Raw genomic sequence first — 20,570 nt, 5'->3', positions numbered from 1 at the left:
CTGTGGGCAGGTGTTGCTGGTTTGGGCAGCAGTTTGGCTACGGTCTACCGCGCCGCGGCATGAGGCCGCGGCGCTGATTTGCAGTGTAGACCTTGTCAGGCGCATTGACGTGTGCCCAGTTGTGAAAGATTTTTAAATCCAAGAGTTTATGTAAACGTGCTGAAGCCGCGCTAGATGTCCTGTCCCTCGACGATGCCGTCATGGCTGGCGGCCTGGCGCGGCAAGATCAGGTTCAGGATGATGGCCAGCAAGGAGCACAGGCCGACGCCGGACAGCGCGAAATCGCCCAGTTTCAAGGTCAGGCCGCCGATGCCGGCAGTCAGCACCACCGAGATGATCACCAGATTGCGCGGCTCCATCAGGTCCACCTTGGCCTCGATCAGCGTTTTCAGGCCGATGGAGGCGATGGTGCCGAACAAGAGCACCATGATGCCGCCCATCACCGGCATCGGAATGGACTGCAGCAGCGCGTTGAACTTGCCGAAGAAGGCCATGCAGATGGCGAACACCGCAGCCCAGGTCATGGTCACCGGGTTGAAGTTGCGGGTGATCATCACCGCGCCGGTCACTTCGGCGTAGGTGGTCACCGGGGGGCCGCCGATCAGGCCGGCCACGCATACGCCCAGGCCGTCGCCGGCCAGCGTGCGGTGCAGGCCGGGCGTCTTGGTGTAGTCCTTGCCGGTGACGCCGCCGATGGCCATCACGCCGCCGATGTGTTCGATGGCCGGGGCGATGGCCACCGGCAGCATGAAGGCCGCCGCCGCCCAGTTGATTTCCGGGCTGTGGAAGGCGGGCGCGGCGAACCACGGCGCGGCGGCCAGTTTGGCGAAGTCCACCGCGCCGAGGAAGGCGGCGGCGATGTAGCCGACGACGACGCCGGCCAGAATCGGCACCAGCTTGAACATGCCGCGGGCGTAGATGGACACCACGATGGTGGTGGCCAGCGAGATGGCGGCCAGCAGCAGCGAAGTTTCATACGGCAACACCTGTTTGCCGCCGGCCTGGCCCATGGCCATGCCGGAGGCTGCGGTGGCGACCGACAGGCCTATGATCATGATCACCGGGCCGATCACCACCGGCGGCAGCAGCTTGTTGACCAGCGCCATACCGCGCCAGCGCACCACGGCGGCGAACACGAAGTACATGAAGCCGGCGGCGAACAGGCCGAACATGGTCGCGCCTTGGCCCCAGGTATGGATGGAGTAGATGATGGGGCCGATGAAGGCGAAGGAGGAGCCGAGGAAAATAGGCACCTGGCGGCCCGTGCATGCCTGGAACAGCAGGGTGCCGAGGCCGGCGCCGAGCAGCGCCATCGCCGGATTCAGGCCGGTGAGCAGCGGCACCAGAACCAGCGCGCCGAAGGCGACGAACAGGATCTGGGCGCCGGACACCGCCAGCTTGAGTTGTTGCATCATCATTCTTCCTTGTTTTGGTTTTGTAATCTTGTAGTCTTCACACGGCGCAATACATCACCGCCTGCGCCAGCGTATTGTCCACATCGGTGGCCACCATGCTGCGGCTGCGGAAATCCAGCACCATCCGCTGCACAGCCAGGTAGCATTCGTAGTTCGGCCTGGACTGGTAATGGATGTCCACGCCCAGCCGCGCCGCCACTTTCTTCACCGTCGTCGGCTTGATGCAGACGTGGAGCTGCGGATCGAAGCAGGCCAGAAAGCAGCTGACGATCGGCCACTTGGCGGCGTTGGCCTTGGGATCCATCCGCGCCATCGCCAGCGTGTCGACATAGGCGGCGAAGCTGTCCGGGCCGAAATCATGAAGCACGTCGCGCAAGGCCTGGACGAAGGGCAGGTTCAGGTCGCGGTTGTCCATGTAGTTGCGGAAGGCGATCTTCTCGAAGGTGCTGACGGTGGTGGCCAGCGAGATGATCTGGCGGCAGGCGTGCGTGGCGTCGGCCAGTTTGCCGCTAGCCAGCGCCATGTCCAGCTTGGTGCGGGTCAGTTCGCTCTGGCACAACGCTTCGGCCTTGGCGTAGCTTTTGTGTCTGCGCGCTAGCGTCTGCCAGTCAGGGTCTTGAAAGCCGCCCGGGAAGCGGGCGAGAAAGTCGGCGTCTATCGCGGCGTAGCGGTCATCCATGACGTTCATCCTTCATCCTTGCGGGCTTGCAAAAAAGCCGCCGGCTGCGGAAGCAACGGGCGGCTGATTGGGTGCATGGCGCTCAGGCCTGCTTGGTGCCGAAGATTTTGTCGCCGGCGTCGCCGAGGCCGGGGATGATGTAGCCGTGCTCGTTCAGGTGGCTGTCGAGCGAGGCGGCATAGAGCTGCACGTCCGGGTGGGCGTCGTTGACGATCTTCACGCCTTCCGGCGCGGCCACCATCACCACGGCTTTGATGGTTTTGCAGCCGTTGCGCTTGAGCAGGTCGATGGTGGCGACCAGCGAGCCGCCGGTGGCCAGCATCGGGTCGATGATGATGGCGATGCGCTCGTCCAGATTGCCGACGAATTTTTCAAAGTAGGACACCGGCTCCAGCGTCTCTTCGTTGCGGGCCAGGCCCACCACGCTGATCTTGGCCGACGGCACCAGGTCCAGCACGCCGTCCAGCATGCCGATGCCGGCGCGCAGGATGGGCACCACGGTGACTTTTTTGCCCTTGATCTGCTTGACGTCGATCTTGCCGCACCAGCCGTCGATGGTGACGGCTTCCAGTTCGAAATCGCGGGTGGCCTCATAGGCGAGCAGACGGGCCAGCTCTTGGGTCAACTGGCGGAACTTCATGGTGCTGGTATCGGCTTCGCGCAACAGGCCCAGCTTATGCTGTACCAGCGGATGATCGACGATGGTGATGTTCAATTTCGGCTCCCTACCTTGGCAAAAAGCTGCTTGCCATGGGCGGCAAACAGCTTTCAATACATATGACAGCGGCAGCCGCAGGGCTGCCGTGGATGGTATGGGGCATCATTCTAACGCGGATGGCCGCCAAAACGCAAAACCCGGCCGGGGCCGGGTTGCTGGAAAAGCTTACAGGTCTTTCAGCAGATCCTGCAGTTCGCCGTTTTGGAACATCTCGTACATGATGTCCGAACCACCGACGAATTCGCCCTTCACATACAGCTGGGGGATGGTCGGCCAGTTGGAGAAATCCTTGACGCCCTGGCGGATGTCGGGATCGCGCAGCACGTCGACGGTCAGGAAGTTGTCCACGCCACAGGCTTTCAGGATTTGCACCGCGCGCGAGGAGAAGCCGCATTGCGGGAACTGGGCGGAGCCCTTCATGAACAGCACCACCGAATTCTCGGCGACGGTCTGCTGGATATCTTGTTGAATCGACATGTATTGAATCCTTGCTGTTGGCCGGCGCTATTTCCGCCGGAAATACCCGATCATTTCAATAAGTTATTTTACGTGCGGGCGGCAGGCTGGTCAATTTGGCCGGCCTTGGCCTGCCACTGCGGCAGGAACAGCCGCACCTGGCCCTCGTACAGCGCGCGCCGGGCCACTAGCCGCGACACCGAGGCCGCCACCAGCGCGGTGGCCATCAGCGGGATGATCATGCCGGAGGTGTCGGTCATCTCCATCACGATGACGAAACCGGTCATCGGCGCCCGCGTCATGCCGGCGAAGAAGCCCACCATGCCCAGCAGCACCACCATGGTCTGCGGCAGGAAGGGCATCAGCTGCGACATGTTCAGGCCGAAACCGGCGCCCACTGCCAGCGACGGCGCGAACATGCCGCCGGGCACCGCGCTGATGTGGCTGACGAACATGCTGATCAGCTTCAGCACGCCGTAGTCCTGCAGCGCCGCGCCGTGGCCTTCGATGATGTCGCGGGCGCGGAAGTAGCCGGTGCCGAAGGTGCTGCCGTGGCTGATGATGCCGATCACCGCCAGCGCCAGGCCGCAGCCGGCGGCGAAGCGCACCGGGTAGCGGATGCGCCAGCCGTGCAGCGGGCCGGGCAGCCTGGAGGACAGCGCCAGCAGCACGCGGCAGGCCAGCCCGCCGATCAGGCCGCCGACGACGCCGCAGATTGGTATGGCCAGCCAGGCCTGCTTGCTGTCCATCGCCACGTGGACGATGCCGAAGTAGTTGTAGTTGCCGTTGATGGCGAAAGTGGTGAGGCCGGCGACGATCACCGACAGCAGGATGGTGGAGCTGGCGCGCATGTCGAAGGCGCGGCCCATTTCCTCGATGGCGAACACGATGCCGGCCAGCGGCGCATTGAAGGCCGCGGCCACGCCGGCGGCCCCGCCGGCCAGGATGAAGCTGCGGGCCGCGCCGTCGTGGCGCTGCGCGGCCTTGCGGTTCAGCGAATACTTGATCGCCGCGCCCACCTGGACGATGGGGCCCTCATAGCCGAAGGTGGCGCCGGAGCTGATGCCGATCAGCGTCAGCAGCACCTTGCCGAAGGCGGCCTTCAGGGTAAAGCAGTATTCGCGCAGCTTGTGCATGCCGGGCTCCAGCGCGGCGATGGATTGCGGAATGCCGCCGCCTGCGGAGCTGGGGAAGAAGCGCTGCATGATCCAGATTGCCAGCGCCAGGCCGGCCGGCGTGATCAGCAGGCTCCAGTACGGCGACGCGTCGTAGGCTTTGAAGAACAGGTCGTGCGACCAGTGGCTGCCCCGGGCGAACACATAGGCCACCAGGCCGATCAGGATGGCCGCGATCCACACCGGCACCTGGCGCCGCCATTGCGCGGCGGACAGGTAGAGGTAACGCAGGCGGCGGTTGACGCGCTGGCGTCTGGAACGGCTGGGTAGGTGGTCCTGCATCGGGCGGGCGGCTCCTGGGGGCGTTAAACGCCGGTTTTTAAATCACTCTTGTCTAATATACTCTGATCCGGCCTCGAATACGAGCGCGGCCCGCCTGCGCATGGCAAGCGGGCCGCCGCTGATAGCCTTGTCCTGCTTAGGCCTGGCTGCGTTCCAGCACTGCGGCGAAGAAACCGTCTGTGTTATGCAGATGCGGTTTCAGCTCCAGATAGTCGCCGCATTGCAGCGGGATTTTCTGCTCGGCCAGCACCTCGTCCATCTTCACCAGCCGGAAGTCGGCGTGTTCGGCGAGGAAGGCCTCGACGATGGCCTGGTTTTCCTGCGGCAGCAGGCTGCAGGTGGCGTAGACCAGGCGGCCGCCGCTCTTCACCAGCCGCGAGGCGGAGGCGAGGATGGACGCCTGCTTGGCGTTCAACTCGGCCACGCTGTCCGGGCTCTGGCGGAATTTCAGGTCCGGATTGCGGCGCAAGGTGCCCAGGCCGGAGCAGGGCGCGTCCACCAGCACGCGGTCGGCCTTGCCGGCCAGGCGCTTCACCTTGGAGTCGTTCTCGTGCGCCAACAGCTGCGGATGCACGTTGGACAAGCCGGAGCGGGCCTGGCGCGGCTTGAAGTTGGCCAGGCGCTTCTCAGAAACATCAAACGCATACAGGCGGCCGCTGGATGACATCTGCGCGCCCAGAAGCAGCGTTTTGCCGCCGGCGCCGGCGCAGAAATCCACCACCATTTCGCCGCGGCGCGCGCCGGTGATCAGGCCCAGCAGCTGGCTGCCCTCGTCCTGCACCTCGAATGCGCCGGCCTTGAACAGCTCGTGCTTGGACAGCGCCGGCTTGTCTTTCAGGCGGATGCCCAGCGGGGAGTACGGCGTGGCTTCGCAGGCGATGCCGTCCGCGTTCAGGCGGTCCAGCAGCTCTTCGCGCTTCATTTTCAGCGTGTTGACGCGCAGATCCAGCGGCGCCATCGACATCAGGCCCTGGCCCAGCGCTTCCACCGCTTCCGGCATTTGCTCGCCCAGGCGCTCGATCACCCATTGCGGCAGCTCGGCGCGGATTTCCAGGCTGTCTTCCAGCGTCTTGCCCTTGACCGTGCCCAGCCATTCGCGTTCGCCGGCGCTGGTGGCCTCGGCCAGTTCCTTGACGTTCAGCTTGTTGAACTTCATCAGCGCCACCAGAGCCAGGCGGCGCGGCGTGGCCTTTTCCGGCGCGATCAGCGCGCGCAGCTGGATCAGGCGGCGCAGCGCGCCGAAGGCGGTCTCGGCGATCAGATGGCGGTCGGCGCTGCCCAGTTTGTTGTGCTCGCGGAAATAGGCGGACAGCACGGCGTCGGCCGGACGGTCGAAGCGGGTCATCTGGCCGATGACGGTTTCCAGGTGTTTCAGTTGGCTATGGCTAATGTGCATTCTTGTTCCGTATCGTCGGTTGCGGCGGCAATTCCCACTGCCGCTTGCCGTTCACGTCTACGCGGATCGCTTTCAGCTCGATCCGCTTGTCCTTGTCGGCGCGAATGATGCGCACCGGCAAATTGGCGAAATCCGGGGCCAGCCAAAATTCGGTGAAGTCTCCGTCGCCCTGGGCGCGGAACACGATCACGCGCATCTTGCCGGCGCCGGTGTCGTAGTCGAAGGCGCCGTTCGGCGCCATCGGGTATTCGTAAACCTTCTTGGCGGTGGTGATCTGTATCGGCGCATGGCCCAGATCGCCGCCCTTCAGCGCCAGCTGGAAAGCCAGGCTGAACGCGTCTTGCGCGCCGGGCTTCAGCGGCAGCTGCTTGTCTTCGCCGCTGCCGTAACGCAGCAGGCCGGCGTCGTAATCGAAGCGGGCCGCTTCCTTCAGATCCCCGCCGCGGAATGACTGCATGCTGTCCGGCCGCAGCCCGGACTTGCCTATCGTCCCTAGTGCAAGATAGCGCAGCTTGGGGCCGATGAAAGGACTGACCGTGATGTCCAGCTGGTAACGGCCCTGGCTGCGCTGCCAGTCCAGATCGCCGAAGCCGAGCATCGCGCTGTTCCAGTACCCTTGGTAGCGGATCTTGGCGGCGGCGGGGAACTGCCGCAGCGGCGCGTCCGGGTGGATAAGGCCGGCCTTGTCCGCGCTGTTCTCGCGCGGCGCGTTTTCCGCGACCGGCGCGCTGGAGGCTTGCTCCGCCGTTGCTTGCCGTGGGGCTTCCGCAGCGGGTTCGGAGCTGGCCTGGGGCGCCGAAGCGGTTTTGGCCGCCGGGGCCGAGGCTTCCGTTTTGGCCTGCTCCGCCGGCTTTGAGGCTTCGCGCTTGCGGGCCGGCTTGGGCTTGGGTTTCGGTTTTGGCTTCGTCGTCTCAGCCGGCCGCAGGCTGACGCCGGCGGCGGCCGGATCGCGCGGCGGCGGCGTTTCGTCTAGCCGCATCGCCTGCATCTTGACGTCTATCTTCTCGAGCTTGGTCTCGTCAGCCGGCGGCGCGCTGATCGCGGGCAGCAAGTCGGAGCCGAGCAACGCGAGGTGCAGCAGCAGCGACAGGACAAGGGCGATCAGCAGCAGACGGCGACGGGTCATTTAGGCCTTGCTTGAGGGTACGGGCGACAGCAGGCTGGCGGCGGCTTCCGGGCCGCTGGCCACCTTGCCGTCCACGACGGCGATCTCGCCGGCGGCGAAGCGGCGCACCGCTTCCGGGTACAGCTGGTGTTCCAGTTTCAGCACGCGCGCGGCCAGGCTGTCCGGCGTGTCGCCGTCCAGCACGCTCACCGCGCCCTGGGCGACGATGGGGCCGTGATCCAGTTCGGCGGTGACGAAGTGTACCGTGCATCCGGCCAGTTTGCAGCCCATTTCCAATGCCCGCTCATGGGTGTGCAGGCCGGGGAAGGCCGGCAGCAGCGACGGGTGGATGTTGAGCATCCGGCCTTCGTAGCGGCGGGTGAAGCCTTCGGTCAGGATGCGCATGAAGCCGGCCAGCACCACCAGATCGGGCGCGTGGGCGTCTATCGTTTCGGCCAGCGCGGCGTCGAAGGCTTCGCGGCTGGCGTAGGCCTTGTGGTCCAGCGCCGCCGTGGCGATGCCGCGTTCGGCCGCCCAGGCCAGGCCGGCCGCGTCCGGGCGATTGGCGATCACCGCCGCGACGCGGGCGCCGGGAATGCCGGCCTCGACGATGGCCTGCATATTGGAGCCGCGGCCGGAAATCAGGATGACGATGTTTTTCATGGCTCTTGTCCGGAATGGCTTGCCATTCCTGTTCGTTGCGATTGGGCCGGCTTGGTTCCATCCGCCCGGCGATAAACGACAAGCGCCGCCGGCGGGGCCAGCGGCGCGGGGCGCTACTTGCGGAAAAGCCTTAGGCTATCTGGGTCTGGTGCTCGTCGCCCACGCGCTCGCGCACCTGGCCGATGCGATAGACGGTCTCGCCGGCTTCGCGCAGCAGCGCCATCGCCTGCTCGGCGTGTTCCGGCTCTACCACCACCACCATGCCGATGCCGCAGTTGAAGGTGCGGTACATCTCCTGGATGTCCACATTGCCTTCGCGCTGCAGCCACTGAAACAGCTTGGGCAGCGTCCAGCTGGCGGCGTCGATCTGGGCGACGGTGTTATCCGGCAGCACGCGCGGTGTGTTTTCGGTGATGCCGCCGCCGGTGATGTGGGCCATGCCCTTGACCGGCAGCGCCTCCATCAGCTTCAGCAGCGGCTTGACGTAGATGCGGGTCGGGGCGATCACCGCGTCGCGCAGCGTCTTGGCGCCGTCGAACGGCGCGTCCAGCTCCGGCTGCGCGCGGTCGATGATCTTGCGCACCAGGCTGTAGCCGTTGGAGTGCACGCCGTTGGAGGCCAAGCCCAGCACCACGTCGCCGGCGACGATGTCGCGGCCGCTGATCACCTTGCTCTTCTCCACCACGCCGACGGCGAAGCCGGCCAGGTCGTATTCGCCGGCCGGGTACATGCCCGGCATCTCGGCGGTTTCGCCGCCGGTCAGCGCGCAGCCCGCTTGTTCGCAGCCGGCGGCGATGCCTTTGATCACTTCGGTGGCCTGGGCCACGTCCAGCTTGCCGCAGGCGAAGTAGTCGAGGAAGAACAGCGGCTCGGCGCCCTGCACCAGGATGTCGTTGACGCTCATCGCCACCAGATCGATGCCGACGGTGTCATGGCGGTTCCAGTCGAAAGCCAGCTTGAGCTTGGTGCCCACGCCGTCGGTGCCGGAAACCAGCACCGGCTCCTTGTACTTCTTGGAGATTTCCACCAGTGCGCCGAAACCGCCGATGCCGCCGAGAACTTCCGGGCGCATGGTGCGCTTGGCAAAAGGCTTGATGTTTTCGACCAGCGCGTCGCCGGCGTCGATGTCTACGCCGGCATCACGGTAACTGAGGGACGTGGTGTTCAAGATAATCTCGCTTTCTGCAAACTTGAAATATTTTTACATCAAGCTTTCGCCGGTGCGAAAGCACTGTATTTTAACTGAAAATCGGCAAAAAGGCTGATGCGGTGGACAGGCTTTTTCCTTTGCGGCCTTGATTTGCCTATGTCATCAATCTTGTCCGGGAAAATGGCGGTTCCAACGGCGGGCCGTATCGTCGTAAAATCGTGTTTATTGATGTCAGCACGCAACGCAGCACAGCAAACTTTGGACCAGCTCGTACTCGATCTCACGCCCACGCCGCTGCCGGCCTTCGACAACTTCCTGGCCGAGCGCAACCGTGAAGTGATCACCGCACTGACCGCCACCGAAGGCGAACGCTTCATCTATTTATGGGGCGAGCCCGGTTGCGGCAAAACCCATCTGCTGCAGGCCTGGATCGCCCACGCCGAGCGGCTGGGGCGCGCCGCCATTTACCTGGACGGCAAGGGCGACCACTTGCCGGACTTTGCGCGCGAAGCCAGCTTCATCGCGGTGGACCATGTCGACGATCTGGCGCCGGACGACCAGATCATGCTGTTCTCCTTCTACAACTCCTTGAAGGAGGGCGGAGAGGGGCGGCTGCTCATGGCCGGGCGCAAGCCGCCGGTGGCGCTGTCGGTGCGCGACGACCTGCGCACCCGCCTGGGCTGGGGCCTGGTGCTGGAAGTGAAGGCGCTGTCGGATGACGACAAGCTGGCCGCGCTGCGCAGCCACGCCGCCAACCGCCAGCTGTCGATACCCGACGACGTCTACCGCTACCTGCTCACTCATTGGCGGCGCGACCTGACCAGCCTGATCTCGATGATAGACATGCTGGACCGCTACTCGCTGGCGCTGCGGCGCCCGATCACCGTGCCGCTGGTGAAAAACGTTTTGCAAACCGCCACACCGGAATCATGACGACAGCCACCCCCGCCAAACGCAGGCTCGCCCTGTTCGACCTCGACCACACGCTGATCGCCGGCGACTCCGACTTCGAATGGCCGCGCTTCTTGATCAAGCGAGGCATCCTGGATGCCGCCCAGTACGACGAGCGCAACAGCTATTTCTACCGCCAGTACCAGAATGGCACGCTGGACATGAACGAGTACCTGGCGTTCATCCTGGCGCCGCTGACGCGCTTCTCGCGCCATCAACTGGACGAACTGCATGCCGACTACCTGGAAAACCACATCAAGCCGCTGATCCCCAACAAGGCGCGCGAGCGGCTGGCCGCCCATCGCGCCGAGGGCGACCAGATCGTGATCATCACCGCGACCAACCGCTTCATCACCGGGCCGATCGCCCGCGAGCTGGGCGTCGAGCATCTGATCGCGATCGAGCTGGAGCAAGATGGCGACGGCAACTACACCGGCCGCCCGACCGGCGTCTTGAGCTTCAAGGAAGGCAAGATCACCCGCATCGAGCAGTGGCTGGCGGAGCGCGGCGAGAGCTGGGACAGCTACGCCGAGAGCTTCTTCTACAGCGACTCGCACAACGACCTGCCGCTGATGAAGCTGGTGGACAATCCGGTGGCGGTGGACGCCGACGACAAGCTGCGGGCTTATGCCGAGGAGCATGGCTGGCCGGTGATCTCGTTGCGCGATTGATTGGGGCGCGGCCGGCAAAACGCTTGGCTGATGTACTGTTTTAACGGCCTGCCGCCTTCGTGGCAGGCTGTTTTCTTATCGGCAGAAAGGAACGCATGATGGACGCCCTGCAGGATTTTCTATGCCGCGCCGAGGCGGTGCTGTCCCGGCTGGAGCCGATGCTGCCGCCGCCGCGGCGCGAGCCGGACTGGAGCGCGCAGGCCTTCCGCTGGCACCGCCAGGGCCTAGCCGGCTGGCTGGAGGCGGTGCATGAGCCGCATTCGGTGGAGATGGGCCGGCTGGCCAGCGTGGACGTCCAGCGCGAGCAGCTGCTGGCCAACACCCGCCAGTTCGTCGAAGGCCTGCCGGCCAACAACGTGTTGCTGACCGGCGCGCGCGGCACAGGCAAGTCATCGCTGGTCAAGGCGCTGCTGCCCGAGTTCGGCCGCGAGGGCCTGCGCTTGATCGAGATCGACCGCGAGCATCTGGCCGATCTGCCGCAACTGGTCGAGCTGCTGGTCGGGCGGTGGGAGCGTTTCGTCCTGTTTTGCGACGATCTGTCGTTCGAGCACGGCGACGCCGGCTACAAGGCGCTGAAGAGCGCGCTGGACGGCGGCCTCTCGCGCCGCTGCGACAATCTGCTGGTGTACGCGACATCCAACCGCCGCCACCTGCTGCCGGAACAGATGAGCGAGAACCGCGAGGGCTGGCTGCATGACGGCGAGATCCACCCTGGCGAGGCGGTGGAGGAGAAGGTGTCGCTGTCCGACCGCTTCGGCCTGTGGCTGTCGTTCTATCCGTTCGATCAGGATGCCTACCTGGCGGCGGTCAAGGAATGGCTGGGCCATTTCGGCCTGAAGTGCGGCGACAAGGCCGAGCGCGCGGCGCTGCAGTGGAGCCTGTCCCGCGGCAGCCGTTCCGGCCGGGTGGCTTGGCAGTTCGCCTGCCACTGGGCGGGCAGCCAGAAACTGGCCAAGAAGGCCGGCAGGAAATGACCCGGGCGGCATGCGCCCATATACAGATTGAAGACATGACGAGCGACAAGATCATAGACGTGGTAGCCGGCGCGCTGATGCGGCCGGACGGCAGTTTCATGCTGGGCAGCCGCCCGGAGGGCAAGCCCTACGCCGGTTACTGGGAGTTTCCCGGCGGCAAGGTGGAGCCGGGCGAGATGCCGCTGGAGGCGTTGAAGCGCGAGTTCCACGAGGAAATGGGCATCATCGTCACCGCCGCCACGCCGTGGCTGACCAAGATCCACCATTACGAGCACGCTTCGGTGCACCTGCGCTTTTTCCGCATCTGGGACTGGCAGGGCGAGCCGCAGCCGCGCGAGGCGCAGTCTTTCGCCTGGCAGCGGCCGGGCCGGTACACGGTGGAGCCGATGCTGCCGGCCAACGGGCCGATACTGAAATCGCTGGAGCTGCCGGCCTGCTATGCGATCACCTGCGCCGCCGAGATCGGCGTCGAGGCGCAGCTGGCGCGGCTGGCCGAGCGCGACTGGGGCATGGTGCAGGTGCGCGAACATGGGATGGGGCGCGAGGAGCTGGCCGATTTCGTCGCCCGCGCCGCCGCCATCGTCCGTCCGCGCGGCGGCAAGCTGGTGGTCAACGCCGATCCGGCCTGGCTCGCCGGCTGGCCGGTGGACGGCGCGCATCTGACAGGCGCGCGCCTGGCCGCGCTGGAATCGCGTCCGGCGTTCGACTGGGTGGGCGCGTCGATACACGGTGCGGACGAGTTGGCGCGCGCAGGCGAATTGGGCCTGGACTACGCGCTATTGAGCCCGGTGGCGCCTACCGTCACGCATCCCGGCGCGGCGCTTTTGGGCTGGGATGGTTTCGCCGCCTGTCTGGCCGATGGCGTGCCGCTGCCGGTGTATGCCTTGGGCGGCATGAGCGTCGAGGATCTGGACTTGGCCCGCCTGCACGGCGCCCATGGAGTGGCGCTGATGCGGGGGGCTTGGCGATGACGGCCAAGCAGCGCAAGCTGCTGATCCTGGGCGCGGCGCTGCTGGCCTTCGGAGCCGTCAAATTCGGCCTGATCTACTACTGGTATCTGCATAACAGGCAGCTGGCCGCGCCGGCGGCTCAGGTTTTGTCCTGCGATATCGAGCGCGGCGCCTGCGCGCTGCCGGGCGGCGGCGCGCTGCGTTTTTCCGCCAGGCCGTCCCACGGCCAGCCTTTCGAGATCCGGCTGGACGGCGTGGCGGCGGATGCCGCCCCGACCGCCGACTTCACGATGCCGGACATGGACATGGGCTTCAACCGCTACACTTTCGTTCGCGACGGCGAAGGATGGAAGGCCCGGGCGATTCTGCCGATGTGCGTCAGCGGCAGCCGCGACTGGCAGGTGGAGTTGAAGGCGGGCAAGGCGGCGTATCTGCTGCCGTTCAGCGTGCGCTGAAGGCGCTGACCGGCCCAATGAAAAAAGCTCCCTTTCGGGAGCTTTTTCGCGTCTGGCGCGGCTTACTTGGCGGCGGAGGCTGCCTTGTGCTTTTGATGCGCGGCGCCGGAGGCGTGTTTCTTGTGCGCTTTTTTCTTGTGGTGCTTCTTGTGCTCGGCCTTGTGTTCCATTTTCTTCTCGGCGGCCGGGGCGGAAGCGGCCGGCGCGGCGAAGGCGGAAGTGGCGAAAGCGGCAGCGATCAGAGCGGTCAGCAGTTTTTTCATGGTATTTACCTTCCAGGAAGTCGCTTATTGGTATTGGAAAGCCAAGCTATGGCGCCGGGCTGGCGCCCGGCTTTGCTATGAGCCGCGCCGGCTGGCGAAGTTCATCCCGTGATGCTGAATGATGCGTAATTTATTGTAAATGGCATATTGGCCAGTCTGTCAGCCCAGCCAGTAGCTCAGCGCCACGCCGGCGAACACTACCGCGCCGACGCGGTTGTTCTCAAGGAACACCCGGAAGCACTTTGCGCGGTCGCGGTCTTTGATGTCGCGGTATTGCAGAGCCATCAGCGCGGCGGCGGCGGCCAGGCTCAGATAGTACGGCCAGGCCAGTCCTAGATGCGCGCCTATGCCGCACATCATCGCCAGAAAAATGGCGTGGCAGACCATCACGCAAGCGACGTCATAGTCGCCCAGAGTGATGGCTGCGGTTTTGATGCCGATTTTCAGATCATCCGGCTTGTCCGCTATCGCATAGGCGGTGTCGTAGGCCACCACCCAGAACAGGTTGGCCAGCAGCAGCAGCCAGGCCAAGGTGGGCACGGCACCGGTCTCGGCGGCGAAGCCCATCGGAATGCCGAAGGAGAATGCGATGCCCAGATAGGCTTGGGGCATCGGAAAGAAGCGTTTGGTGAACGGATAGCTGGCCGCCACCAGTAGGGCCGGTACGCTCAGCAGCTTGGTCAGCGTGTTCAGCGGCAGCACCACCAGGAAAGACAGCGCGACAAGGATGGCCGTCAGCAGCAGCGCTTCTTTCTCGCTGACCGCGCGCCGGGCGAATGGGCGCTGGCTGGTGCGGGCGACGTGGGCATCGAAATCGCGGTCGGCGTAATCGTTGATCACGCAGCCGGCAGAGCGCATCAGGAACGTGCCCAGGCAAAATATGGCGACGATGGAGAGGTGCGGCCTGCCGTTGGCGGCGATCCATAGGCTCCATAGTGTCGGCCACAGCAGCAGCAGGGTGCCGATGGGCTTGTCCCAACGCATCAACTGACGGTAGTTTTCGTAGCGGTCGCGTACGACGGCGAGAGAGATCACAGAAATTCCTCCAGTGTGGGTAGGAACAGCTCGGTCAGCAGCAGCGGCGAGCCGCCCAGCAAAAAGCGGCAGCGGCGGGCCGGGTAGCCGGCCGCGGTTTGAACGCGGGCTGCGGTGGCGGCCAGCGGATGGCCGCCGGTCAGCAGCGCGTAGCGCAGCGGGTCGCGGACGAGTTCGGGCAGTTCGCCGAACAGTGTCAAGCCCAGCGAGCGGCTGCCGCGCCGCAGCACCGGCAGCCAGGCCGGACAGTCGGGACGGGCGGCGCTGCGGGCGAACACCACCGGCGCGTCGTCCAGGGTCAGCAGCACGTGGCGGGCGTATACCGGCTCGCCTTCGGCCAGATCCAGCGCTTCGGCTTCGTCGGCCAGGACGTGGTCTTCGCCCTGGCTGAGCACGGTCACCGCGAAGCGGCGGCCGCCGGCTTGCAGCCGCAGGCTCAGCGAGGCGGGCTCGGTCAGACAGTCCAGAAGGGAGTCGGTCAGGGCGGGGGGCGCGGCGCGCCACAGGGCATCGTTTACCATGGCGCGCATTATGCCAAAAGCCGCGGGGGCTTGTCGCCTGCGGCGATACCCGGCGCAGGGACTTGCCGTTATCATGCTTGGAACCTGTCCGCGGTCTTTTTCGAGCGGCGCAGTCCGGCCGGCAGGGCATGCGCGGGCGGAAAGCAGCCGCTGCCGGAAAACGATCGCGGGCAGGTTTTTCGTGCATTGGAGGGGAGGGCATATGCTGGACCTGCTGTTATGGCTGCTGGGCTACCAACTGGCCGGAGAGGCGCTGGTGCGCTGGATGGGCTGGCCGATGCCGGGCCCGGTGATGGGGCTGTTGCTGCTGTTCGCCACATTGTGGCTGCGCCGCTCGGTGCCGGAGACCCTGCAGCGCGAGGCGCCTCGCTTTCTCAGCCACATGTCGCTGTTGTTCATCCCGGCCGGCGGCGCGCTGCTGGCCTACGCGCCGATGCTGCGCGCGCATGGCTGGCAGTTGGCGCTGATCATGCTGGCCTCCTCGCTGGCCACGCTGTTGGCCACCGGGCTGGTTTTGAAACTGCTGCTACGCGGGAGGGGGCATTGACGGCGGCCTGGCTGGACTCGCCGCTGACCGGCGTTTTCGTCACCTTGCTGGCCTACCGGCTGGCGCTGGCTGGACATCGCCGGGGCCATGGCCATCCGCTGGCCAATCCCGTACTGCTGGGCGTGCTGTTTGTGCTGGCCTGGCTGCTGCTGAGCGGCAGCACCTATCAGCAATACATGAACGGCGCCCGTTTCATCCAGTTGCTGCTGGGGCCGGCGACGGTGGCGCTGGCGGTGCCCTTGTACGGCAATCTGGCGCGCTTGAAGAAAGCGGCGTTTCCCTTGCTGGCCAGCATCGCCGCTGGCGGCCTGGTCGGCATGATCAGCGCGGCGGGCCTGGGCTGGTGGCTGGGCTTCGATCAGCCGGTGCTGGCGGCGCTGGCCACCCGCGCGGTGACCACGCCGATCGCGATGAGCCTGGCCGGCGGCCTGGGCGGCTCGCCCGAGCTGGCGGCGATGTTCGTCATCGTGTCGGGCATCGTCGGCGCGGTGATGGCGCCGCCGCTGTTCAAGCTGCTGGGCTGGGACGACGACATGCTGCTGGGGGTGGCCACCGGGGTTTCCGCGCACGGCATCGGCACCGCCCGGCTGTTCCAGCTGTCGGAGACCGCGGGCGCCTTCGCCGGGTTGGCGATGGGGCTGAACGGCGTGTTCACCGCGCTGGCGCTGCCATGGCTGGTGCGGGCGCTCGGGCTCGGTTAGCATGCGGGGGCGCGCAGGGCCCGGCATCGGGACAGACCGGCGCGCAGTCATAAGGAGAACGACATGGATCTGATTTTGTGGCGCCACGCCGAGGCCGAGGACGGCATCGACGATCTGGCGCGAGCGCTGACCCGGCGCGGACAGCAGCAGGCCAGCCGGATGGCGTCCTGGCTGCGCGACAGGCTGCCGGACGACTACCTGCTGCTGGCGTCGGAAGCGAAGCGCTCGCAGCAGACGGCCGCCTATCTGGCCAAGAGTTACGAGGTGATGCCGGAGCTGAACCCCGGCGCGGACGTGGACGAGGTATTGCAGGCCGTGGGCTGGCCGGAGGCGGGACGCACGGTGGTGGTGGCCGGCCATCAGCCCTACATCGGCTGGCTGGCGGCGCGGCTGCTGTCGGAGCAGCAGCAGATGTGGAGCGTGAAGAAGGGCTCGGTATGGTGGCTGAATCGCCGCGAGCGCGGCGGTTATGAGCAGGTCAGGCTGAAGCTGATGCTGACGCCGGGGATGCTCGAGCCGTGAACCCCGAACCTTCCCCCTGCCCCTGTCCGACGCCCCGCATTGCCGGGGCGTCGTCTTTCGCGCCGCGGCCTACGCGGCTTGCGCCAGTTGTTCCCTCAACTCCAGGCTGACCTGCACCATCGCCGCCAGCGCGGCGTCCACCTCCGTCCAGCCGCGGGTTTTCAGGCCGCAGTCCGGATTCACCCACAGCCTCTCGGCCGGAATCACCTTCAGCGCCTTGTCCAGCAAAGCCCGGATTTCGCCGGCGGACGGCACGCGCGGACTGTGGATGTCGTAGACGCCGGGGCCGATGGCGTTGGGATAGCGGAAGCGGCCGAAGTCCGTCAGCAGCTCCATGTCGGAGCGCGAGGTTTCGATGGTGATCACGTCGGCGTCCAAGGCGGCGATGGCCGGCAGGATGTCGCCGAATTCCGAGTAGCACATATGGGTGTGGATCTGCGTCGCGTCGTCCACCCCGCTGCTGGACAGGCGGAAGGCCTCTCCGGCCCAGGCCAGGTAGCCGTCGCGGTCAGCGCGCTTCAGCGGCAGGCCTTCGCGTATCGCCGGTTCGTCGATCTGGATCACGCGGATGCCGGCGGCCTCGAGATCCCGCACCTCGTCGTTCAGCGCCAGCGCGATCTGGCGGCAGACTGCGCTTCTGGGCAGATCGTCGCGGACGAAGCTCCACTGCAGGATGGTGACCGGGCCGGTCAGCATGCCCTTCACCGGCTTGGCGGTCAGGCTTTGCGCGTAGCGCGCCCAGTCGACGGTCATCGGAACCGGGCGGCCGACGTCGCCGAAGATGATGGGCGGCTTCACGCAGCGGCTGCCGTAGCTTTGCACCCAGCCGCCGGCGGTGAAGGCGAAGCCGGCCAGCTGTTCGCCGAAGTATTCCACCATGTCGTTGCGCTCGGCCTCGCCATGCACCAGCACGTCCAGCCCCAGCGACTCCTGGCGGCGGATCGCCAGCTCGATTTCCTTCTCCATCGCCTGCTGATAATCGGCGGCGGGCAGCTTTCCCCTCTTGAACGCGGCGCGGCTGGCGCGGATGGCCGGGGTTTGCGGGAAGGAGCCGATGGTGGTGGTGGGCAAAGGCGGCAGTTTGAGCCAGGCTTGTTGCCGCTCGGCGCGGACTGGATAGGCGCTGGCGCGGCGGTCCGCGCCGGCCGGCAAGGCTGCCAGCCGCTCGGCCACCGCCGGGTTGTGGATGCGCGAGCTGGTTTGGCGCTGCGAGCGGGCGAAATCGCTGCCGGCCAGCTCGTCCGAGACGGCGGCGCGTCCTTCCTCCAGCCCGCGTTTCAGCGTTTTCAGCTCGTTCAGCTTCTGCACGGCGAAAGCCAGCCAGGTTTTCAATTCGGGGTCGAGCGCGGTTTCCGCGGCGGCGTCGAAAGGACTGTGCAGCAGCGAGCAGCTGGGAGCGAGCCATAGCCGGGTTCCCAACGCTTCCGCCAGCGGCCGCAGGCGGGCGAGCAGGGCGGACAGGTCGGCGCGCCAGATGTTGCGGCCGTCTATGATGCCGGCGGACAGTATCTTGTCGGCTGGGTAATCGGCGGCGAAAGCCGCGATCTGTTCCGGCGCCCGGACCAGGTCAAGGTGCAGGCCGGCCACCGGCAGCGATTTCAGCAGCGCCGCGTGCGCGGACACGTCGCCGAAGTAAGTGGCCAGCAGCAGCTTGGGCGCGGACGGGCCCAATTGCGCGTAGGCCGGCGCGAAGGCGTCCAGCCATTCCGGCTCCAGATCCAGCGCCAGGATGGGTTCGTCGATCTGCGCCCATTCCGCGCCGGCGGCGCGCAGCGCTGCCAGCAGTTCGCGGTAGGCGGCCACCAAGCCGGGCAGCAGCGACAGCTTGTCGAAAGGCTCGCCTTTGGCCTTGCCCAGCCACAGCAAGCTGAGCGGCCCCAGCAGCGCCGGCTTGGCGGCCACGCCCAGCGCGCGCGCTTCGCGGATCTGGGACAGCAGGCGTTCGGGCTGCGCGGCGAAGGCGGTGTCGGCTCGCCATTCCGGCACCAGGTAGTGGTAGTTGGTGTCGAACCACTTGGTCATTTCCAGCGCCGGCTGGGCGGCGTTGCCGCGCGCCAGTTCGAAATATTGCGCGGTGGTGAGCGTAGCCGCGTCGAAGCCGAAGCGCGGCGGCGCGGCGCCGACCAAAAGCTGGGCGTCCAGCACGTGGTCGTACAGCGAGAAATCGCCGACCGGGCTCAGCTCTACGCCGGCGCCTTTCTGCAGCAGCCAGTGCTTCTGGCGCAGCTCCTTCGCGCCCTGCAGCAGCGCCGCTTCGTCCAGCTCGCCCTTCCAATGGTTTTCCAGCAGGGTTTTCAGTTCGCGCTTGGCGCCGATGCGGGGGAAGCCGAGCAGGTGGGTGGGGTGGCTCATGCGTGCGCTCCTGTTTTGTCTTGTCGTGATGGAACAAGCATCTGTCATTGCGGTGTATGATTCAAACTCATTATTTTGCTGTTCAACATGAATGGAATCGATGATGAGCGTGCTGGAGCTGAGGCATTTGAAGAGCTTGCTGGCATTGGCGGAAACCGGCAGCGTGTCGCAGGCGGCGCAGCGGGTGTTTCTGACGCAATCGGCGCTGTCGCATCAGCTAAAGCAGCTGGAGGCCGCCTATGGTCTGACGCTATTCGAGCGCAAGACCCAGCCCTTGCGCTTCACACCGGCCGGCGAGCGGCTGTTGCGGCTGGCGCGGGATTTGCTGGCCCAGGTGGCGACGGCGGAGCGAGATCTGGCGCGCATCCGCCAGGGCGAGGCCGGCGAGGTGAGGGTGGCGGTGGAGTGCCATACCTGCTTCGATTGGCTGATGCCGGCGATGGACCAGTTTCGGCGCAACTGGCCAGCGGTGGAACTGGACATCGTGTCCGGTTTTCACGCCGATCCTGTCGGCCTGCTGCTCAGCGACCGCGCCGATCTCGCCATCGTGTCCGAGGCGGAGCCGCAGGCAGGGGTGGTCCATCTGCCGTTGTTTTCCTATGAGATGGTGGGTATCGCCGCGCGCGAGCATCCATTGGCGGCGAAAACGGCGTGGCGAGCGGAGGATTTCGCCGCTGAGACGCTGATCCACTATCCGGTGGCCGACGAGATGCTGGACCTGCTGCGCAAGCTGCTGCTGCCGGCCGGCGTCAATCCCGCGCGCCGCACCGCGGAACTGACCATCGCCATCATCCAGCTGGTGGCTAGCCGGCGCGGGGTGGCGGTGCTGCCGTACTGGGCGGTGCAGCCGTATCTGGAGCGCGGCTACGTGGTGGCCCGCCAGGTGGGGGAGGAGAAGCTGCGCAGCGAGCTGTACGCGGCGCTGCGCGAGGACGACGCCGATCGCGCCTATATGCAGGATTTCGTGCAGACGGTGCGGGACAGCAGCTTCGCGACCCTGCCCGGCCTATCGCGGCTGGAGGCCTGAGCGGCCCGCTTCGGTCCGGCGTATGGGCTGCACGCATCCTGTCACTGCCGGCCCAGCGTGCGCAGCTGGCTATTGGCCCGCTTTAGGGTGCCCTGATCTTTTTCCTCCATATCTACTTCTTCCGCGGTAGCGAGCAACATCGGCAGTTGGCGGATCTTGGGCAGCATAGACTCTAGCAGCCAGTCGCTGTGGCGTTATCGCGACAGCCAGCAAGCGGATGGCGGGGGAGGTCCAGGTTCCAGTCCAGGTACAGGTATTCCCGGTCGAGAACGCGGATGATGGGTTGTTAATCGGCGTGCGGCGGTTCAGGGAAAGTCAGGTTTTCGATATGGCTTTCAATGTTACCTATAGGCGATATGGCGGGAACTGCATGGGAGGTCAAGCCCTGCTTGGATTAGTGTTTGATTGGCATTGATGACATGGGAAAATAAATAATTAACGCATTGTCAAAATGAATATTTTGTTTGACTTCGGCGGCCATTGTTGAGCACCATATATTTGAAATGTATATATTTTTATAAAATAAAATTATATGGAAGGGAAATCAAGGTCGTCCATGCAG

23 protein-coding genes are annotated in these 20,570 nt (G+C 65.6%); 9 read left to right on the top strand and 14 right to left on the bottom strand.

Translation table 11 applies throughout. The features are described 5' to 3' along the window. Positions 1-170 precede the first annotated feature (170 nt). From LQR33_RS14875 to purM, 9 genes are all read right to left on the bottom strand, one after another. Complete coding sequence (locus LQR33_RS14875; RefSeq protein WP_205692563.1) at positions 171-1,412, bottom strand: uracil-xanthine permease family protein; 1,242 nt, start codon at positions 1,410-1,412, stop codon at positions 171-173. Between the two features lie 40 nt (positions 1,413-1,452). Further along, positions 1,453-2,103, bottom strand: a complete 651-nt coding sequence (locus tag LQR33_RS14870) for a hypothetical protein (RefSeq protein ID WP_231469558.1) — start codon at positions 2,101-2,103, stop codon at positions 1,453-1,455. A gap of 73 nt (positions 2,104-2,176) precedes the next feature. Beyond that, entirely contained in the window at positions 2,177-2,809 is a 633-nt protein-coding gene (upp, locus tag LQR33_RS14865) for a uracil phosphoribosyltransferase (protein ID WP_221667249.1), read from the bottom strand. Positions 2,810-2,977: 168 nt separating this feature from the next. After that, entirely contained in the window at positions 2,978-3,289 is a 312-nt protein-coding gene (grxD, locus tag LQR33_RS14860) for a Grx4 family monothiol glutaredoxin (protein ID WP_166440138.1), read from the bottom strand. Positions 3,290-3,357: 68 nt separating this feature from the next. Further along, positions 3,358-4,725 carry a chloride channel protein gene (locus LQR33_RS14855; protein ID WP_231469556.1) on the bottom strand — a complete coding sequence of 456 codons (1,368 nt, stop codon included), beginning with the start codon at positions 4,723-4,725 and terminating at the stop codon, positions 3,358-3,360. A 136-nt stretch (positions 4,726-4,861) separates the two neighbouring features. After that, positions 4,862-6,115 (bottom strand): RsmB/NOP family class I SAM-dependent RNA methyltransferase, encoded by a 1,254-nt coding sequence (locus LQR33_RS14850; protein ID WP_231469640.1) that lies wholly within the window; start codon positions 6,113-6,115, stop codon positions 4,862-4,864. Further along, positions 6,111-7,247 (bottom strand): DUF3108 domain-containing protein, encoded by a 1,137-nt coding sequence (locus LQR33_RS14845; RefSeq protein WP_221667247.1) that lies wholly within the window; start codon positions 7,245-7,247, stop codon positions 6,111-6,113. The genes LQR33_RS14850 and LQR33_RS14845 overlap by 5 nt, the downstream gene beginning before the upstream one ends. Then, on the bottom strand, positions 7,248-7,889 hold the full coding sequence (gene purN / locus LQR33_RS14840; RefSeq protein ID WP_221667246.1) for a phosphoribosylglycinamide formyltransferase: 642 nt from the start codon (positions 7,887-7,889) through the stop codon (positions 7,248-7,250). A 130-nt stretch (positions 7,890-8,019) separates the two neighbouring features. Beyond that, positions 8,020-9,057, bottom strand: coding sequence for a phosphoribosylformylglycinamidine cyclo-ligase (purM, locus tag LQR33_RS14835; RefSeq protein WP_231469554.1), 1,038 nt, complete (start codon positions 9,055-9,057; stop codon positions 8,020-8,022). 240 nt (positions 9,058-9,297) lie between these two features. Here purM and hda point away from each other — a divergent pair, with 240 nt between their 5' ends. The 5 genes from hda to LQR33_RS14810 all read left to right on the top strand — a co-directional run bounded on the left by hda (position 9,298) and on the right by LQR33_RS14810 (position 13,040). After that, the gene (gene hda, locus LQR33_RS14830) at positions 9,298-9,972 is read left to right on the top strand and encodes a DnaA regulatory inactivator Hda (RefSeq protein WP_011137161.1); all 675 of its coding nucleotides are present in this window, start codon (positions 9,298-9,300) and stop codon (positions 9,970-9,972) included. Next, positions 9,969-10,661 (top strand): histidinol-phosphatase, encoded by a 693-nt coding sequence (locus tag LQR33_RS14825; RefSeq protein ID WP_021476641.1) that lies wholly within the window; start codon positions 9,969-9,971, stop codon positions 10,659-10,661. Before hda ends, LQR33_RS14825 begins: the two co-directional genes overlap by 4 nt. Positions 10,662-10,759: 98 nt before the next feature. Beyond that, positions 10,760-11,635 carry an ATP-binding protein gene (locus LQR33_RS14820; protein ID WP_231469638.1) on the top strand — a complete coding sequence of 292 codons (876 nt, stop codon included), beginning with the start codon at positions 10,760-10,762 and terminating at the stop codon, positions 11,633-11,635. Positions 11,636-11,670: 35 nt separating this feature from the next. Continuing rightward, on the top strand, positions 11,671-12,606 hold the full coding sequence (locus tag LQR33_RS14815) for a Nudix family hydrolase (protein WP_269326263.1): 936 nt from the start codon (positions 11,671-11,673) through the stop codon (positions 12,604-12,606). After that, positions 12,603-13,040 (top strand): hypothetical protein, encoded by a 438-nt coding sequence (locus LQR33_RS14810; RefSeq protein ID WP_221663582.1) that lies wholly within the window; start codon positions 12,603-12,605, stop codon positions 13,038-13,040. Before LQR33_RS14815 ends, LQR33_RS14810 begins: the two co-directional genes overlap by 4 nt. A gap of 62 nt (positions 13,041-13,102) precedes the next feature. On the opposite strand, the gene LQR33_RS14805 is transcribed toward LQR33_RS14810, so the two are convergent. The 3 genes from LQR33_RS14805 to LQR33_RS14795 all read right to left on the bottom strand — a co-directional run bounded on the left by LQR33_RS14805 (position 13,103) and on the right by LQR33_RS14795 (position 14,868). Beyond that, positions 13,103-13,303 carry a hypothetical protein gene (locus tag LQR33_RS14805; protein ID WP_021476637.1) on the bottom strand — a complete coding sequence of 67 codons (201 nt, stop codon included), beginning with the start codon at positions 13,301-13,303 and terminating at the stop codon, positions 13,103-13,105. 159 nt (positions 13,304-13,462) lie between these two features. After that, the gene (ubiA, locus tag LQR33_RS14800; RefSeq protein ID WP_378077867.1) at positions 13,463-14,335 is read right to left on the bottom strand and encodes a 4-hydroxybenzoate octaprenyltransferase; all 873 of its coding nucleotides are present in this window, start codon (positions 14,333-14,335) and stop codon (positions 13,463-13,465) included. Beyond that, entirely contained in the window at positions 14,335-14,868 is a 534-nt protein-coding gene (locus tag LQR33_RS14795) for a chorismate--pyruvate lyase family protein (RefSeq protein WP_221667242.1), read from the bottom strand. Before LQR33_RS14795 ends, ubiA begins: the two co-directional genes overlap by 1 nt. Positions 14,869-15,061: 193 nt before the next feature. Between LQR33_RS14795 and LQR33_RS14790 the strand changes: the two genes are divergently transcribed. The 3 genes from LQR33_RS14790 (at position 15,062) to LQR33_RS14780 (ending at position 16,629) form a co-directional block, all read left to right on the top strand. Further along, positions 15,062-15,406 (top strand): CidA/LrgA family protein, encoded by a 345-nt coding sequence (locus tag LQR33_RS14790; RefSeq protein WP_166440130.1) that lies wholly within the window; start codon positions 15,062-15,064, stop codon positions 15,404-15,406. Continuing rightward, a complete protein-coding gene (locus tag LQR33_RS14785) occupies positions 15,403-16,107 on the top strand; it encodes an LrgB family protein (RefSeq protein WP_021476633.1) in 705 nt (234 codons plus the stop codon). The genes LQR33_RS14790 and LQR33_RS14785 overlap by 4 nt, the downstream gene beginning before the upstream one ends. A 63-nt stretch (positions 16,108-16,170) precedes the next feature. Then, entirely contained in the window at positions 16,171-16,629 is a 459-nt protein-coding gene (locus LQR33_RS14780) for a SixA phosphatase family protein (protein ID WP_021476632.1), read from the top strand. Positions 16,630-16,698: 69 nt separating this feature from the next. Here LQR33_RS14780 and metE read toward each other — a convergent pair whose 3' ends face one another. Next, complete coding sequence (metE, locus tag LQR33_RS14775) at positions 16,699-18,981, bottom strand: 5-methyltetrahydropteroyltriglutamate--homocysteine S-methyltransferase (RefSeq protein ID WP_231469552.1); 2,283 nt, start codon at positions 18,979-18,981, stop codon at positions 16,699-16,701. 100 nt (positions 18,982-19,081) lie between these two features. On the opposite strand from metE, the gene LQR33_RS14770 reads away from it, so the two are divergent. Next, positions 19,082-20,008: a LysR family transcriptional regulator gene (locus LQR33_RS14770; RefSeq protein WP_166440127.1), complete on the top strand. Its 927-nt coding sequence runs from the start codon at positions 19,082-19,084 to the stop codon at positions 20,006-20,008. A gap of 41 nt (positions 20,009-20,049) precedes the next feature. On the opposite strand, the gene LQR33_RS24240 is transcribed toward LQR33_RS14770, so the two are convergent. Continuing rightward, the gene (locus LQR33_RS24240; RefSeq protein ID WP_269326262.1) at positions 20,050-20,175 is read right to left on the bottom strand and encodes a hypothetical protein; all 126 of its coding nucleotides are present in this window, start codon (positions 20,173-20,175) and stop codon (positions 20,050-20,052) included. Between the last annotated feature and the right edge of the window lie 395 nt (positions 20,176-20,570).

The sequence above is a fragment of the Chromobacterium piscinae genome, assembly GCF_021129175.1.
Classification (GTDB): Bacteria; Pseudomonadota; Gammaproteobacteria; order Burkholderiales; family Chromobacteriaceae; genus Chromobacterium; species Chromobacterium piscinae.
This window is presented reverse-complemented; position numbering and strand designations above follow the sequence as displayed.

What these genes read in the sequence shown, in the direction of transcription:
- purN (WP_221667246.1), bottom strand. Translation starts at nt 7,889, where the DNA reads ATGAAAAACATCGTCATCCTGATTTCCGGCCGCGGCTCCAATATGCAG.
- LQR33_RS14790 (WP_166440130.1), top strand. Translation starts at nt 15,062, where the DNA reads ATGCTGGACCTGCTGTTATGGCTGCTGGGCTACCAACTGGCCGGAGAG.
- LQR33_RS14780 (WP_021476632.1), top strand. Translation starts at nt 16,171, where the DNA reads ATGGATCTGATTTTGTGGCGCCACGCCGAGGCCGAGGACGGCATCGAC.
- LQR33_RS14825 (WP_021476641.1), top strand. Translation starts at nt 9,969, where the DNA reads ATGACGACAGCCACCCCCGCCAAACGCAGGCTCGCCCTGTTCGACCTC.
- metE (WP_231469552.1), bottom strand. Translation starts at nt 18,981, where the DNA reads ATGAGCCACCCCACCCACCTGCTCGGCTTCCCCCGCATCGGCGCCAAG.
- LQR33_RS14795 (WP_221667242.1), bottom strand. Translation starts at nt 14,868, where the DNA reads ATGCGCGCCATGGTAAACGATGCCCTGTGGCGCGCCGCGCCCCCCGCC.
- LQR33_RS14820 (WP_231469638.1), top strand. Translation starts at nt 10,760, where the DNA reads ATGGACGCCCTGCAGGATTTTCTATGCCGCGCCGAGGCGGTGCTGTCC.
- grxD (WP_166440138.1), bottom strand. Translation starts at nt 3,289, where the DNA reads ATGTCGATTCAACAAGATATCCAGCAGACCGTCGCCGAGAATTCGGTG.
- LQR33_RS24240 (WP_269326262.1), bottom strand. Translation starts at nt 20,175, where the DNA reads ATGCTGCCCAAGATCCGCCAACTGCCGATGTTGCTCGCTACCGCGGAA.
- LQR33_RS14770 (WP_166440127.1), top strand. Translation starts at nt 19,082, where the DNA reads ATGATGAGCGTGCTGGAGCTGAGGCATTTGAAGAGCTTGCTGGCATTG.
- LQR33_RS14845 (WP_221667247.1), bottom strand. Translation starts at nt 7,247, where the DNA reads ATGACCCGTCGCCGTCTGCTGCTGATCGCCCTTGTCCTGTCGCTGCTG.
- LQR33_RS14805 (WP_021476637.1), bottom strand. Translation starts at nt 13,303, where the DNA reads ATGAAAAAACTGCTGACCGCTCTGATCGCTGCCGCTTTCGCCACTTCC.
- LQR33_RS14855 (WP_231469556.1), bottom strand. Translation starts at nt 4,725, where the DNA reads ATGCAGGACCACCTACCCAGCCGTTCCAGACGCCAGCGCGTCAACCGC.
- LQR33_RS14875 (WP_205692563.1), bottom strand. Translation starts at nt 1,412, where the DNA reads ATGCAACAACTCAAGCTGGCGGTGTCCGGCGCCCAGATCCTGTTCGTC.
- LQR33_RS14870 (WP_231469558.1), bottom strand. Translation starts at nt 2,103, where the DNA reads ATGAACGTCATGGATGACCGCTACGCCGCGATAGACGCCGACTTTCTC.
- LQR33_RS14815 (WP_269326263.1), top strand. Translation starts at nt 11,671, where the DNA reads ATGACGAGCGACAAGATCATAGACGTGGTAGCCGGCGCGCTGATGCGG.
- LQR33_RS14810 (WP_221663582.1), top strand. Translation starts at nt 12,603, where the DNA reads ATGACGGCCAAGCAGCGCAAGCTGCTGATCCTGGGCGCGGCGCTGCTG.